This is a genomic window from Bacillus sp. es.036, from assembly GCF_002563635.1.
Classification (GTDB): domain Bacteria; phylum Bacillota; class Bacilli; order Bacillales; family Guptibacillaceae; genus Guptibacillus.
Genome location: NZ_PDIZ01000001.1, coordinates 3,550,402 through 3,565,304 on the forward strand (window position 1 = coordinate 3,550,402; position 14,903 = coordinate 3,565,304).

The window sequence follows — 14,903 nt, forward strand, 5'->3', positions numbered from 1 at the left end:
TTCTTTCTACCTTCCAGTTGGTTATCCATCAGTATAAGCCTAAGCTCACATTTCAAACAACCATTCGACATGCAAAAAACACATTCAAAATTGGGATATTTTTGTACGACATAGGGTATATAAAAAGAAAATCGAAGTTAGGGAGCAAGTCCTATGAAGAAACGGTCATGGTACAGAAGAAAGCGTTGGATTTTATTTAGTATTGTTATTCTCATTTATATCTCCGTTATTACATATCATCGTTTTAAGCCTTTACCAGAAGGAGTTTCTTATGCAAGTAAGGTTCATGAATTAAGCAGTGATGAAATCGAATTCCTGTATGATTTAACGTACGATAAAGATAATGAAGAAGTGTATGACCATAGTATCTTTGACGAAGTCAACAAAACGATTAAAGAAGCGGATGAATTTCTCATTTTAGACCTCTTCTTATTTAATGGATATACAGATGGAAAACGTGATTATCCGAAAATTAGCGAGGAATTGTCAAAAGCTGTTGTTGAAACGATGGAAAAGAAACCTGACCTAAATGTGATTCTAATAAGTGATGAAGTGAATACAACGTACGGTTCTCATGAAGCAAAACAAATCAAGAAAATTGAAGACATGGGGGCGGAAGTGATTTTTACAGATTTAGAACGACTTCGCGACCCTAGTTTGTTTTATTCAGGGGTATGGAGAATGGCGTTTTCCTGGTTCGGACAAGATGGAAAAGGATGGCTTCCAAATCCAATGGCTCCTTCTGCACCGAAAGTGACGGCACGGTCCTACCTGGAACTCTTAAATGTAAAAGCTAATCATAGAAAAACGGTTATCACAGAAGATGCAGGAATGATCATGTCTGCCAATCCACATGATGCGAGTGGTTTTCATTCGAATATCGCTTTCAAGGTGAAAGGTACAATTTTAAATGAGCTCATCAAATCAGAGAAGGCTGTTGCCGCGTACTCAGGAGGGGATGTGTCAAAGTTTCCAGACAAACCAATCTCTAATGCAAAAGCGACAGAAGAAGTAAAAGCGCAAATCGTAACCGAAAGTAAAATTCAAGATAGCGTTGTAACCGCGATTGATGATGCTAAGGAAGATGATCTTATTTATATCGGCATGTTCTACCTTGCTGATCGAGATATTATTGATGCTATCGTTGATGCGACGGAACGAGCAGTTGACGTAAGACTGATACTCGATCCTAACCAAAATGCCTTCGGACAACAAAAAATAGGCTTACCTAATCTACCTATTACTGCAGAACTGACGAAACAGGGAAATAAGCACCTCTCTATCCGCTGGTATGATACGAACAAAGAACAGTTTCATACAAAACTCCTCTATGTAAAAGGAAAAGAAGAAAGCACGATCGTCGGTGGATCAGGAAACTATACCTCTCGAAACATGGATGATTATAACATGGAAACAAATATCCATATAAAAGCATCAAACGATCAGAAAGTGATGGAAGACGTTGATCGCTATTTTGAAAGAATGTGGACGAATGAAGATGGTACGTATACAGTCGATTACGAAAAATATCAAAATTCCTTATCATCTTATAAGTATGTCATGTACATTTTACAGAAATTATTCCAGGTAACAACCTATTAAACCTAACTAAAAAACCCCGGGCGGGTGGTGCACCCCGAAAGTTAGAGTTAAAAACTAACTTTCGGGGTGTTTTTGTATGGCAAAGTATAGTGAAAAATTTAAATTAGAAGTGGTAATGGAGTATCTCCAAGGATCTCTGGGATACACTTTATTAGCCAAAAAGTATGGAATGCCTCATAAATCTCCCATCATTGGTTGGGTTCGTGCTTATCAAACCTTTGGAGAAGAGGGATTGAAGAGAAAGCGTTCAAGACAAGTCTTCCCTGTCCAATTTAAGTTAAATGTATTAAACTTTATGAAACAGACAGGCGCTTCTTATCGGGAGACTGCGATTGCCTTTAAAATGAACAATCCTTCGTTAATTGCGAATTGGTCTAGTACATTACGGAAGGAAGGAATCGGAGGCCTCCAAGAAAAAGCGAAAGGACGGCCACCTATGCCAAAAAATCACAAACAACAATCATCGAAATCAGAAAAAGAGTTAACGCGTGAAGAACAACTAGAACGCGAAAATGAGCTTCTGCGATTAGAGATTTCCTATCTAAAAAAGTTAAAAGCTTTTCAGGAGAACCCGAATGCCTATCTCGAAAAGCACAAGCAGCGCTGGTATTCGAACTCAAAAAAGAAGGATTCAAATTAAAGGACGCTTTGCGGAGAGTAGCCATTCCCGAGGCCACCTATCATTACCAGGTAACGCAATTAAAGAACGAAGATCCAAATAAAGAGTGGAAAGAAGTGATCAAGGAACTCTTCCATAAGCACGAGGGAAAATACGGATATCGCCGCATTTACTTAGCGCTTCGAAACCAGGGATATGTCATCAACCACAAAAAAGTGCAACGAATGATGAGTGAGTTGGGATTGAAGTGTGAAAAATTCACTCGGAAATCCCGGTATAAATCGTACAAAGGTACGGTTGGAAAAGTGGCTCAAAACCGATTGAAACGCAGATTCAATACGTCCGTCCGTCTCCAAAAAATTGTCACAGATGTGACTGAATTTAAATGTAGAGGAAATGAAAAGCTTTATTTGAGCCCGATGATGGACTTATTTAATGGAGAAATTGTTTCTTTTGGGATTTCCAACCGACCCGCACTCAATCTTGTTTTAAAGCCTTTGACTGAAGCGTTAGAAACCATTCGAACGGAAGCCAAATATCGGACCACCATCCACTCAGATCAAGGCTGGCATTATCAGCACAACACGTGGGTGAAGACATTAAAGAAGAATCGAATCTTCCAGAGTATGTCCAGAAAAGCAACCTGTGCCGATAATGCGGCCATGGAGAACTTCTTCGGGATTCTCAAACAAGAAATGTATTATGGAGAAGAGCTTGTCTCTTATGAAGAACTGAAAAGAAAACTTGAGGTATACGTGGACTATTATAACCATGAACGCGTAAAAGCAAAATTGGCTGGTTTAAGCCCGATACAATATCGAACTCAAACCAGCCAAACAGCTGCATAATAAAAACTCTAACTTTTAGGGGTCACTACCGCGACCGGGGTTTTTCTTTACCGTGTTCTTCGTTTATTTCGCATTTTTTTCACAATCGGATAAATAATCGGACCGTATTTCATCGCTTTTTTAATCAGGTTTCTCATAAAAAGATACCCTCCTCTGTTACTTAGGACTATTCCCGTTTTCCTATGACATAAACGAAAAAAATTAAAGGGATTTCATCTTATGAAGTAGAAATAGCAACTAAGCTTAAAACTAGGAGGAAAATCCCTTTTATGATCAAACAAGTGAGCCAGATTGCGATTCCCGTGAAAAAAATGGAACGAGCTGTCCAGTTTTACAAGGAAATTCTGGAGCTACAGTTATTATTTGAAACTGATCAAATGGCCTTTTTTGATTGTAACGGACTGCGTCTTCTTCTTAGCCTCCCGGATAAAGAAAAATTTGCTCACGCTAGCTCTATTGTTTATTTTGAAGTAAAAAACATTGAAAAAAGCTATGAGCGATTAAAAAAAGATGGCGTGCTATTTAATAGTAAGCCTCATTTGGTTGCGAAAATGGATTATACCGAAACCTGGATGGCTTTTTTCGAGGATAGTGAGCAAAATACGCATGCCATTATGAGTGAAATTTCTACGAAGTAAAGAAAGGATGCCAACTGGCATCCTTTCTTTACTGTCATTAATCTTCATCTTTTACATCAGGATCTTCTGGAATTGGCTCATTCGCTTCCTCTTCTAATCTTAGCTTCATTTTTTCAAGCTGTTCAAAGTGAGTGTTAAACTGCTCTTTATATAACAAATGCTGCTCACCATCAAAAATGGTACGAACGCGGTTTTCACGAATGAGCGTTTCAATATAAGATTCAGGTAGAGATAAATATTCTGCAGTCTCTTTAATTGTGAGGTACATACCGTGGCCTCCAATGCCATTATTTACGTCTTAAGTCTTAGTTCATTTACTGCTCTAGTTTCTACTTTAATGATCTCAACTACTATAAGATTACCATAGAGAATATACGGGAGGGAACGACATGAGAAGTGGATTTTATGTCATTGTTGGTTTGCTAGCTGTTGGAGCAGTACTATTAATTCTATATGAAAACACCTCACTTTTTGCAGGAGGAAGCGATGAGAATAGCATAAAAGTGACGGAGCGAACGGAGGAAATTAACATAATCACACACAGTAGTGATATGAAAATCGTCCCTGAAGCTCGAAATGATGTAAAAGCAGCATTGAATGGGAATGGAGAGTTATCTTTACGTAACCGAGGGGATAAGATTGAAGTAGAAGTGAAGCAGAAATGGTATCAATTTTTCAACTTTAATGGAGAATCAGATGTTACTGTCTACTTACCCGCAGACTTTAATCAAAACCTTAAGCTTGAAGTGGGTTCAGGAAATGTTGAATTAAAAGGAGCTAGTTCTCTCGTTTTAAATGAGGTCGATATTGAGATGAGCTCTGGAGATGTTGAACTTTCTAACTTGCAAACGAAAAGCTTTAAACATGATGGATCATCAGGACGACTGATCATTGATCAGCTCTCAACCGAAAAAGGAAGCTTTGATATTAGTTCTGGTGACGTGATCCTAACGAAATATTCTGGACCACTAAAAGGAGAAATGTCATCCGGTGAAATGAAGGTTCAAATGGACCAGTTATCTGGAGATGTATCGTTTGATTTAAGTTCAGGCGATGTAGAATTAGACCTTCCCGATGATGCTAATTTCACACTCGATACAGAAGCAAGCAGTGGTGATATCTCTACAACTTTCACGTTAAAAGACCAAACGATAACTAACAATCAAATTTCTGGTGTCCATGGTAGTGGAGAACACCAGGTAAATGTTTCTCTTTCAAGCGGAAACGCTCGCGTGTATTAAATCGAAAGGATATTTTACTAACGAAATCTCTTCCATTATTCCCGGGGGAATGATTGGTAGAAGAATGCGTGAAACCAAGTAATACGGCTCTCACTAAAAAAGCTCTCCACGACGGAGAGCTTTTTAACTAGGAGTGAGGTTTACTTTCAAGTAAAGGTATGCGTGATTTGTATTTCTTAATTAATGTTTGATTCCACTCATCTGATCCATCTACATTCCCACTTTTAAATACAGGAGGATGAATTCCTCGTTCAATTAACTGCTGAATGGCTTCTACTGTAATACCGTTCATAACGGCCATCCCGAGTATTGTTGAAGTCGAACCAAATGAGATTTGATTCTTCTCATTATGCATCGTCGCATCGCCTGATGGAACTTGATGATCAATCACCAGATCAACCATTTCATACAAATACTTTCCTGAATGATGTCTGGAAGTTTGCCCAATTGAAGCTTTTCGAGAAGTCACTCCAATTACGTATGCTCCTCTTTCTTTGCTAAGAAGAGCTACATCAATTGGAACTGGATTACGCCCTGACGTGGATACAACAATAACGACGTCTCCTCGTTGGATATCTTGATGAGCCATAAACTCTTTGGCCAGGTCATTGGTTCTTTCTAACGCAGAAGAACGCAACCCCCCCCTATGAAGCATTAGGTCTTCAATTAAAATTGGACGAATTGGAGCAAGTCCTCCTGCACGATAGAAAACTTCTTCTGCCATCATATGCGAGTGACCACAGCCAAAAACATGGACGATTTGTCCGTTTTCGATACTCGTTGCGACAGCAGAACTAGCTCGCTTTATGGCGCTTACTTCTTGTTCTTCAATGACTTGAAGTGCTTGATTAATGTGATTGAAGTATTCGCTAAACAAGCGGCATCCTCCTTTAACGTTTCAGTGTAATCATAAATTTATAACGATCCGCTCGATACGAAGACTTTACAACTTCTAGTGGTGTTTCGTCAGCAAGTTTCGTATTCCGCTGAATGAGCAGGATTGGTGCACCCTTTTGGATATTGAGGTACTCGGCCTCTTGCTGTGTCGCTACAGACGACTCCAGCACCTGAGTAGCCTCTTCGATCTTGATAGCGAGCTGATTTTCAATGTGATGATACAAGGAATGTTGAACAGTTTCTTCTGTTAGTCCTTTGACGAGGTTCGCTGAAATGTACGTCTTCTCGAGAGCCATCGGAATGCCATCTGCAAGTCTAATCCGTTTTATTTCGTATACTGGCGCGTGTTCTTGTATTTTTAACTGCTGCGAAATGTAAGAAGGAGCTGGTACGATTTCAAATCCAACAAGTTTACTGCTAGGCTCCATTCCTCGAGATTTCATATCTTCAGTAAAACTGGTTAACCCCATCAACTGCTGCTCAATTTTTTTCTCGGCTACAAAAGTTCCAACGCCTTTTTGGCGATAAAGGTACCCGCCGTTCACAAGCTCTGTAATCGCCTGTCTTACCGTCATACGACTAATGCTAAATCGTTCAGCATATTCTCGCTCTGAGGGCAATGAATCACCTGGCTTTAATTCGCCACGTTCAATTAGCCCTTTTATCCACTCCACTAACTGATAATAAATCGGTAATGGGGAAGTCTTATCAATCATCGAACAAACTCCTTTCAGCGCACACTTACGCCAGACAACGCTTCTTTATCAGCAATAATTGTAACATGAGAATGCTTGTTTAATATCGATGCAGGAAAAGACTCGTCGACTTCACCTTCCATTAATTTTTTCATCGCATCGTTTTTCGATTCACCCGATACAAGTAGTAAAATTTCTTTGCTTTTCATAATCGTTGCAATCCCCATCGTAATGGCCTGATATGGCACTTCCTTTATATCATCAAAAAATCGTGCGTTGGCTTCTCTTGTTGATTGCGCCAGTTCAACAATTTGCGTCGTTGCTTGAAAGGATGTTCCCGGCTCATTAAAGCCAATGTGACCATTACTCCCCATGCCAAGAAGCTGTACATCTATCCCACCCGCTTCCTCAATACGCTCTTCATAGCCTTTACATTCTTCTACGAGATCAATAGCGGTTCCGCTCGGGAGGTGAACATTTGTCGTAGGAATGTCGACTTTTTCAAATAAATTGTCGTACATAAAGGCGTGGTAACTATTTGGGTTTTCTGACGAAAAACCTACATATTCATCAAGGTTGTATGTTGTCACCTTTTTATAGGACGTGCCGTTTTGTTCATGGTCTTTGATCAGTCGCTTATATGTCCCAAGTGGCGTTCCTCCAGTCGCAAGGCCGAGTACAATCGCTGGGTTTGTTTGAACCTTCTCTATTAGGTAATTTGCTGCAAGTTCACTCATGTGTTCGTAATCATTCGCTTGAATAATTCTCATTCTCCTCACTCCTTCCATTCGAATATCCAATATGCCCTTTACAGAAAGTCATCATCACTTCCCCGTCTTCAGATCGTACGAAAAGATCTGCCTCTTTTCCTACAGCCAGACTGCCTTTACGATCAAAAACTCCGAGCTGTTTGGCAGGGTTTTCTGATGCCATTTTAATCGCACTTTCAAGGGAGCATCTTGTATACTCTTGAATATTAGTAAGGGCCTCTTTCATTTTTAATACACTGCCCGCTAACGTGCCGTTTTCTAATAGCGCCTTACCATCTTTCACATCTACTTCCTGTCCACCTAAATCATAACGACCATTTTTAAGACATTTCGCTCGCATTGCATCCGTTATTAAAATCACGCCTGCATCCGTTTTTTGCTGATAAGCTAATTGAATCATTTCCGGTCGAACATGATAACCGTCTGCAATCACTTCTGTTTTTAATTGTTCATTCAATAATGCAGCTCCTACAACACCTGGCTCTCGATGATGTAGTCCTTTCATTCCGTTATAAAGATGCGTAATATGCGTAGCACCACATTTTACTGCTTCCACCACTTGCTGATAAGTGGCATCAGAATGACCTATTGATGCGATTACACCTCGATCAGTCAAATAACGAATAAGCTCCAGACCGCCTTCTTTTTCAGGAGCAAGCGTCACGAGTTTAATCTTGCTTTTTGCAAGCTTATTCCAAGCTTCAAAAACTCGAACGTCCGGTCGCTGCATCGCATGCAGTGGCTGCGCACCTGCTCTCTCACTATTTAAAAATGGTCCTTCTAAATGAATGCCAAGCACTTCAGCACGACCTGGCTTTTGGTTCTTCTCCACATACTCTCCTGCATTCTTCACAGCACGCTCGATTGCTTTTGCTTCCTGAGTAATGGTCGTTGCTAGAAAGCTTGTGGTACCTTCTGCAGGGAGTGCTTTAGTGATTGTATCTAAGGCTTCCGTCGTTGCATCCATCGTATCCGCTCCATTCACCCCGTGAATATGAACGTCAATCATACCTGGAAGCAAAGATACTTTCTCATGGAACGTATATACTTTTTCACCATCACTTTTATTACGTTGGTTTGCCTGTCCAATTTCAGTAATGATGCCATTCTCAACTTTAATGTAACCATTCTCAATCGTTTCTCGTTCGCTAAACACTGTTACCTGATCGATAACGAAACTTGTCTCAGTCAAACCAAACACTCCTCGCAGTTCTGTTAAATGAATGTTACCACCATTAAGTACAGTTGTCTATACCAGTAATCAACCCGACGTTAGATTGAACTACATAATTGGTATAGACAACTATATTTAGTGCTGTTATGATGAACAGGATAATAAAACGTTTTCAAATTTTGAAAGGGGTTGAACGTTTATGCTCGGAGCTTTACAACGCATTGGTAAGTCATTGATGCTTCCGATTGCCGTACTTCCGGCTGCAGCCTTGCTACTAAGGTTGGGACATCCTGATTTTTTTGACTTACCCTTCGTAGCTGCAGCAGGAAAAGCGATATTTGATAACCTTGCCCTTATCTTTGCAATCGGGGTTGCAATCGGGTTTTCAAAAGATAGTAATGGTGCTGCTGGTTTAGCTGGTGCTATCGGCTATCTGGTGCTTACACAAGGAACACTTGCGATTGATGAAAACATTAATATGGCTATTTTAGGAGGGATTCTCTCAGGTGTAGTGGCCGGATTACTTTATAACCGGTTCCATGATATCAAACTACCAACATGGCTTGGATTTTTTGGTGGAAGGCGCTTTGTGCCAATCGTAACAGCTACTGCTATGATCCTGTTAGCTGGTATTTTCGGTTTTGTGTGGCCACCTATTCAAGATGCAATCAACGCCCTTGGAGAATGGATTATCGGTGCAGGAGCATTAGGTGTCGGTGTATTTGGGTTCTTAAATAGACTTCTCATTCCATTTGGCTTACATCACGTTTTAAATAGTTTTCTATGGTTTGTTTTCGGTGAGTATAATGGCGCAACAGGAGATCTGAATCGATTCTTTGCAGAGGATCCTTCTGCCGGAATTTTCATGGCTGGCTTCTTCCCGATCATGATGTTCGGGCTACCTGCAGCGTGTTTTGCGATGATTGCTGCGGCTAAAAAAGACAGAAGAGCTGAAGTAAGCGGAATGTTAATCGGTATTGCGTTTGCATCGTTCTTAACAGGTATTACTGAACCGATTGAATTCGCCTTCATGTTCTTATCACCTTTATTATATGGGATTCACGCTCTTTTAACAGCTAGCTCAATGGTCCTCGCTTACGTTCTAGACATCCACCATGGATTTGGCTTCTCTGCCGGCGCAATTGACTTTTTCCTTAACTATGGACTAGCACAGAAAGCAGGACTATTACTTGTTATTGGTTTGATTTACGGAGTCATTTACTTTGTGGTCTTCTACTTCTTAATAAAAAAATTAAACTTAAAAACACCTGGTCGAGAAGACGAAGATATGTCCATAGAAGCGCCTTCTCCTTCTGAAGGTGACAAATACGATGTGATGGCTGGACATTTTATTCGCAGCATTGGCGGCATCGATAACATTTCATCCATCGATAACTGCACAACAAGACTTCGTTTACAAATGAATGATATGTCAAAAGTAGATGAAGCAGAATTAAAGCGTTATGGGGCTCGAGGCGTCGTCAAAGTGAATAATCGTAACCTACAAATTATCGTCGGAACAGATGTTGAATTTGTGGCGGATGCAATGCGGGGCACACGCTCAACTCCTTCTAAAGAGACTACTAACGCTAGAACATTAACAAAAACGATAGCAGATCAAGCGTTTATTATGCCAGTTAAAGGAAAGATTATTCCATTGAAAGAAGTTCCAGATGAAGTCTTTTCTGCAGGAATGATGGGGGATGGTTTCGCCATTCTTCCTGAAGACGGCCATTTTGTTTCGCCTGTTGACGGCGAAGTAATAAGCGTATTCCCTACAAAGCATGCAGTCGGTATCAAATCTGAAAGTGGAGTCGAAATATTGATACATGTCGGCATCGATACGGTCAATTTAAAAGGCGAAGGGTTTACGACTCATGTAAATGAAGGAGACACAATCAAGAGAGGGGATAATCTAATGACTGTTGATTTAAGTAGCCTCAGACGTACTGTACCATCTCTTGCCACTCCAGTCATTTTCACAAACTTACAAACGTTAAAAATTAAAAAGACAGGAAACATTCCTCAAGGCGATAGCGGGATCATTTCAATTGATTAATCGCTAGAAAATGAAGAAAGGCAGCGGATATTCCGCTGCCTTTCGTTTTATTTATTCATTTTATCAAGAAATCCGCCGAGCAAATCATCTACGCTCTCTTCTTCCTCTTCTTCAACCGCGGAGCTTTGCTCTTGTTTTGCCTGATCCCAATCAAAATTCATTAGATCATCATCAGACATCTGTGGTAAAGCCTCAACAGGTTCTGGTGCTTCTCTCTGGACTGCTCTTTCTTCCTGCAAATAAAGTGCCTGATCAATATCAATCGAGTTACTGTTAAATGATGCAAGAAGAGATGCAGCGCGTACAGGATCTGATAAAATTTGGTAAACGATGTTTCCAAGAAGCGCTTCTGAATGCTCATGTTTTAACCAATCCCTTTGGGCTTTGCTTAATCCCTTGGGCAAAGGTACAGTAATCGCATCATTATCGCGTCTGATCGTTTGCGTGACACCATCTAAAACATACTCCGCAATGCGGCTTGAGAAGTTCCGTTTTTCTTCCTCTTTTAACTTCTGCAGCTGCTTTAGAATATGATCAGGTGTATCAGAAGGAAGGCGAAAAGTGATCGCCTGTCCTCTCTGTAACCCCGTCATCCCCGCCTTTTTCATCAAATCACCCTACTAGTTTTTGACCTTGTTCTTTTCTTCTTTCTTATCTTGGTGCTGAGGCTTGCTATTTTTACGAGTGAAGTCAGAGATGAGCTTGTAGTAAGCATTCGACATCATCCAGATGCTTTCTTTCTCATCTTCAAAGAAATCAATGTTGTACCCATCAAGGTTATTGTTCAACGTTTTAAGGTAATCTTTCAATACAATTGAACCGCCGCCAACGAAATAGCAGATTTCAGATTGAGAGTTCTTCTGCCATACGTTACGAAGGTGACGATATTGTTTCTTTGCAAGCTCCAAGAGAATACGATCTGTAATATCATGAACGCTTGTACGACTTCCGCGGACCATAATGTGATTACGATCGTTCTTCTTCGTAATAATATCTACAACATCACGACGGCTATCGAGTTCTACTCCGTGCTTCGAGCGAATTTCTTCACGAATGGCTTCAAGCGACTCAGCGACGCCAAGGTTAAAGCCCTGTGCCTTATCATCGTCGACATTACGGTTTTTAATAACCGCGATATCGGTAGAAAGACCACCAATGTCTTGAATTAAAATTCGCTTGTCGATCAAATCTTTATTAATGATATTTAAGTCGCTATCCATAACAAGGTTAATGTAAGCTGCAAATCCTTCAGGATAAACTTTCACTTCATCAAATTTAATATTTACTTTCTTACCTTGATATTTCGGTGTTACAAGAAACTCTACCTGGTGCACAGATCCAAGAAGTCTTGAACGATAACCAACGTCTTTTCCTTCTTTTACTTCACGAAGCGGAAGACCTGTACCAAGCGTGTAATTGGCATCAATCACGCCGTTTTGGTTTTTGAAATTCGCTGAGTTCTTTGGATCAACTGCATCTAAAGCTAGAGAAGCAAACAGCATGACTAGTGTTTGGTCTTCTTCTGACTTTGCACTTCCAGGATCTAATTCAGTCGGGTTGTCACTCTTTGTTGCTAGATTACCAACTCGGTAGATCGCATTGTTATCCTTCAAAGCAGGGGAGTGAACGCGAATGTGAATACCGTCAAGCGGATCTTTCGTATCCAATTCTTCAATTCCAATAACCGGGCGATCTTCTATATCTCTTGCAATCACATTTGGTATGTATAGGTCAGATTCGATTTTTCCATAGATTCCTTTTAGTGAGTCGTTACCTACATCGACTGCTGCAATTCTTGAATTACTCATAAAAATAATCCATCCTTTCATATTTAAAATCTAGTATTTCTACTATTACATTAAAATTTATAGAATTTTTCAACCGAAGTCAATGAGCCATTCTATCTAGTTTACAATTATGTTTACAAGTACACAAAAACGTGTACACGTAAACATAAATTGTATACATGTACACGTTTTTGTACGCATATTGATATAAAGGCATGTGTACGTATTTGTATACTTGTGTACATAAAAAGTTTACAAGTATACAAAAATGTATTCTTGTAAACAAAATTCGTACACATACATTTTTTCTATTCAGATTTTGTTTTAGCTACTTCCTTACATTCTTACTCTTACTCTCTTGTTAACAAAGATAGTTAAAAGGATGGACCAATTAGAATAACTAGTTTATTAATTTGAAATCTATTGATAAGAAAAAGACTACACGAGAGGTAGTCTTTTTAAGAAGTTTATATAAAAGGGGGTACATGAAAAAAACGACTCCTGCCCAAAACCATATTTTCAAACCTAACGTAACAAAGCCTGTTACACTGCTATAGCAAATCCTTTCTTAACCGGGTTTTTCTTGCCGATTACCCCAAAAATGATGGCCAGAATAGCCAATGGATAAGGAATTAGAGGAATTAAAAAGAGGACAAGGCCGATAATGCCCAATACCATTGAGGATACAGCTAGACCATTACTGCTACTCTCTGGTTGAGGTGCTGTATTTACGTTACCTTCCATATCAAATTCCCCCTTTTGAACCTGTTTTATTTTCATAATTGAATGTATTTGAATAATGAGCAGTTTATTACAAAAAAGAAGCATGTAGCAGTTTCTTTACGCCACACGCTCCCATTTTTTTCTATATCTTCGCAGTGATCAGCTATAAACAGGCTCGCCTTCATTAAGGCCAAGGGTCTGTGCAATTAAGTGATTAATTTCCTTGAATAGATCTGGATTCTCTTCTAAAGCATATCCATGTGATGGGATCATTTCTTTAATTTTAGGCTCCCATTCTTGTAGGTATTCAGGGAAACATCTTTCAAAAACCTCTAACATCACATGTACAGCAGTGGATGCACCTGGTGATGCACCAAGTAGCGCTGCAATTGAGCCATCTGAAGCCGTAACCACCTCTGTACCGAATTGAAGCGTTCCTTTGCCCTGTTTTTCCGTATCCTTTATAACTTGTACACGCTGTCCAGCTACAACAATATCCCAGTCTTCCTTTTGGGCTGTCGGAATAAATTCACGCAATTCTTCTATGCGCTTATCCTCGGATAACATTACTTGTTGGACAAGGTATTTCGTTAATCCCATTTCCTTAACGCCAGCAGCCATCATCGTTAATACATTATTAGGCTTTACAGAACTAATTAAATCCATATTTGAACCAGTTTTAAGAAATTTAGGTGAAAATCCTGCAAATGGACCAAATAATAGGCTCTTTTTATTATCAATGAACCTTGTATCAAGATGAGGAACAGACATTGGAGGCGCTCCCACTTTCGCTTTGCCATAAACCTTACCATGATGCTTTTCAATCACTTCAGGATTATTGCAGACCATGAACAGTCCACTTACTGGAAAGCCGCCAATTTGTTTTGATTCGGGTATACCGGTTTTTTGGAGCAATGGAAGGCTACCGCCCCCTCCTCCAATAAAGACAAAGTCTGCGGTATGGAATTCTAAATTATCGTTAGCCATATCTTTTACTTTTACTTCCCACATGCCTTCTTTCGTACGTTTAATATCCTCTACGCTACTCTTATAGTGAATGTCTACATTCTCGCGTTCTAAGTGCTCAAACATGAGACGGGTTAATGCCCCGAAATTCACATCTGTACCAGAATCGATTTTTGTCGCAGCCATCGGTTCATCCGACGGACGACCTTCCATAATAAGTGGAATCCATTCCTTAAGTTTTTCAGGGTCCTCAGAAAGTTCCATGCCCTGAAACAGAGGATTTTCTGACAACGCTTCCAAACGCTTTTTCAAAAACTTTACGTTATCTTCTCCAAAAACCAGACTCATATGGGGTAATGGTCTAATGAATTGTTGTGGATTGTGGATTAAGCCTTTGTTAACGAAATAAGACCAGAACTGTTTAGAGAGCTGGAACTGCTCGTTAATCTTGACCGCCTTGCTAATATCAATTGATCCGTCCGCTTTTTCAGACGTATAGTTTAGTTCGCATAGAGCAGAATGACCTGTCCCTGCATTATTCCATTCGTTCGAGCTTTCTTCTCCTGCACTTCCAAGTTTCTCAAAGACTTTAACATTCCATTCAGGTGCTAATTCTTTTAATAAAGATCCCAAAGTTGCACTCATGACTCCAGCACCAATTAAGATAATATCTTTTGTTTGATTCTTGCTCATGATACCCTTCCTTGTCTCATTTATTTGTAATAAAAAGAATAGGCGCTCATGCTCAGATGTCATAAAAAGCAAGGCGACACTTAGGTACACAACATGTTCTATCCTAATTATACCTTATCATAGACAATTGTTATAATTGTAGAAAAAATAACAGATAATCTGATGCATTCTTACTAATTTTTACACATTAT

15 protein-coding genes are annotated in these 14,903 nt (G+C 39.7%); 6 read left to right on the plus strand and 9 right to left on the minus strand.

Annotation, left to right across the window (positions count from 1 at the left end):
- Positions 1-153: 153 nt before the first annotated feature.
- The 4 genes from ATG70_RS17795 to ATG70_RS17810 all read left to right on the plus strand — a co-directional run bounded on the left by ATG70_RS17795 (position 154) and on the right by ATG70_RS17810 (position 3,707).
- The gene (locus tag ATG70_RS17795) at positions 154-1,602 is read left to right on the plus strand and encodes a phospholipase D family protein (protein WP_098445579.1); all 1,449 of its coding nucleotides are present in this window, start codon (positions 154-156) and stop codon (positions 1,600-1,602) included.
- Between the two features lie 76 nt (positions 1,603-1,678).
- Positions 1,679-2,242, plus strand: coding sequence for a helix-turn-helix domain-containing protein (locus tag ATG70_RS17800; RefSeq protein WP_098443716.1), 564 nt, complete (start codon positions 1,679-1,681; stop codon positions 2,240-2,242).
- Positions 2,128-3,069 carry an IS3 family transposase gene (locus ATG70_RS17805; protein WP_142329577.1) on the plus strand — a complete coding sequence of 314 codons (942 nt, stop codon included), beginning with the start codon at positions 2,128-2,130 and terminating at the stop codon, positions 3,067-3,069. The genes ATG70_RS17800 and ATG70_RS17805 overlap by 115 nt, the downstream gene beginning before the upstream one ends.
- Positions 3,070-3,338: 269 nt before the next feature.
- Positions 3,339-3,707 carry a VOC family protein gene (locus ATG70_RS17810; RefSeq protein WP_098445580.1) on the plus strand — a complete coding sequence of 123 codons (369 nt, stop codon included), beginning with the start codon at positions 3,339-3,341 and terminating at the stop codon, positions 3,705-3,707.
- 37 nt (positions 3,708-3,744) lie between these two features.
- On the opposite strand, the gene ATG70_RS17815 is transcribed toward ATG70_RS17810, so the two are convergent.
- On the minus strand, positions 3,745-3,975 hold the full coding sequence (locus ATG70_RS17815) for an excisionase family DNA-binding protein (RefSeq protein ID WP_098445581.1): 231 nt from the start codon (positions 3,973-3,975) through the stop codon (positions 3,745-3,747).
- Between the two features lie 121 nt (positions 3,976-4,096).
- On the opposite strand from ATG70_RS17815, the gene liaG reads away from it, so the two are divergent.
- Positions 4,097-4,948 carry a LiaG family protein gene (gene liaG / locus ATG70_RS17820; RefSeq protein ID WP_098445582.1) on the plus strand — a complete coding sequence of 284 codons (852 nt, stop codon included), beginning with the start codon at positions 4,097-4,099 and terminating at the stop codon, positions 4,946-4,948.
- 127 nt (positions 4,949-5,075) lie between these two features.
- Here the strand turns inward: liaG and ATG70_RS17825 are convergent, their stop codons facing one another.
- The 4 genes from ATG70_RS17825 to nagA are packed head-to-tail and all read right to left on the minus strand — an operon-like array spanning position 5,076 to position 8,502.
- Entirely contained in the window at positions 5,076-5,825 is a 750-nt protein-coding gene (locus ATG70_RS17825; protein WP_098445583.1) for an SIS domain-containing protein, read from the minus strand.
- 13 nt (positions 5,826-5,838) lie between these two features.
- Complete coding sequence (locus ATG70_RS17830; protein ID WP_098445584.1) at positions 5,839-6,561, minus strand: GntR family transcriptional regulator; 723 nt, start codon at positions 6,559-6,561, stop codon at positions 5,839-5,841.
- Positions 6,562-6,575: 14 nt separating this feature from the next.
- On the minus strand, positions 6,576-7,310 hold the full coding sequence (nagB, locus tag ATG70_RS17835) for a glucosamine-6-phosphate deaminase (protein WP_098445585.1): 735 nt from the start codon (positions 7,308-7,310) through the stop codon (positions 6,576-6,578).
- Positions 7,288-8,502, minus strand: a complete 1,215-nt coding sequence (gene nagA, locus ATG70_RS17840; protein WP_098445586.1) for an N-acetylglucosamine-6-phosphate deacetylase — start codon at positions 8,500-8,502, stop codon at positions 7,288-7,290. The genes nagB and nagA overlap by 23 nt, the downstream gene beginning before the upstream one ends.
- A gap of 181 nt (positions 8,503-8,683) precedes the next feature.
- On the opposite strand from nagA, the gene nagE reads away from it, so the two are divergent.
- Positions 8,684-10,543, plus strand: coding sequence for an N-acetylglucosamine-specific PTS transporter subunit IIBC (nagE, locus tag ATG70_RS17845; protein WP_098445587.1), 1,860 nt, complete (start codon positions 8,684-8,686; stop codon positions 10,541-10,543).
- 47 nt (positions 10,544-10,590) lie between these two features.
- Here nagE and ATG70_RS17850 read toward each other — a convergent pair whose 3' ends face one another.
- From ATG70_RS17850 to mqo, 4 genes are all read right to left on the minus strand, one after another.
- Positions 10,591-11,151 carry a hypothetical protein gene (locus tag ATG70_RS17850; RefSeq protein WP_098445588.1) on the minus strand — a complete coding sequence of 187 codons (561 nt, stop codon included), beginning with the start codon at positions 11,149-11,151 and terminating at the stop codon, positions 10,591-10,593.
- 12 nt (positions 11,152-11,163) lie between these two features.
- Positions 11,164-12,351 (minus strand): ParM/StbA family protein, encoded by a 1,188-nt coding sequence (locus tag ATG70_RS17855; RefSeq protein ID WP_098445589.1) that lies wholly within the window; start codon positions 12,349-12,351, stop codon positions 11,164-11,166.
- A 522-nt stretch (positions 12,352-12,873) separates the two neighbouring features.
- On the minus strand, positions 12,874-13,074 hold the full coding sequence (locus tag ATG70_RS17860) for a hypothetical protein (RefSeq protein ID WP_098445590.1): 201 nt from the start codon (positions 13,072-13,074) through the stop codon (positions 12,874-12,876).
- 138 nt (positions 13,075-13,212) lie between these two features.
- The gene (mqo, locus tag ATG70_RS17865) at positions 13,213-14,775 is read right to left on the minus strand and encodes a malate dehydrogenase (quinone) (RefSeq protein ID WP_098445886.1); all 1,563 of its coding nucleotides are present in this window, start codon (positions 14,773-14,775) and stop codon (positions 13,213-13,215) included.
- Between the last annotated feature and the right edge of the window lie 128 nt (positions 14,776-14,903).